The sequence below is a fragment of the Pseudoalteromonas sp. SG45-3 genome (assembly GCF_014164075.1).
Taxonomy (GTDB): Bacteria; Pseudomonadota; Gammaproteobacteria; order Enterobacterales; family Alteromonadaceae; genus Pseudoalteromonas; species Pseudoalteromonas distincta.
Genome location: NZ_JACJEN010000085.1, coordinates 1 through 257 on the forward strand (window position 1 = coordinate 1; position 257 = coordinate 257).

1 rRNA gene is annotated in these 257 nt (G+C 35.8%); it reads right to left on the reverse strand.

The features are described from left to right. Positions 1 to 188: 188 nt before the first annotated feature. Positions 189 to 257, reverse strand: a 16S ribosomal RNA gene (locus tag H5126_RS21350); the annotation flags it as partial.

Here is a 257-nt window from a genome sequence, read left to right on the forward strand (position 1 = left end):
TGAATGGTACTGCTACCATTCTTTTTTTACTTTTGAAAACTCTTGATAAATAACAATGTTATTCATCAGAATTTTATTATCAGCTTTTCCAAATTTTTAAAGAGCATATTAATTAGTTATCCCGAAGGACACGCACTAATTAACAATCATCTGTGTGGACACTACGAACAAATAAGTTCTAAATCGTATAAGGAGGTGATCCAGCCCCAGGTTCCCCTAGGGCTACCTTGTTACGACTTCACCCCAGTCATGAATCA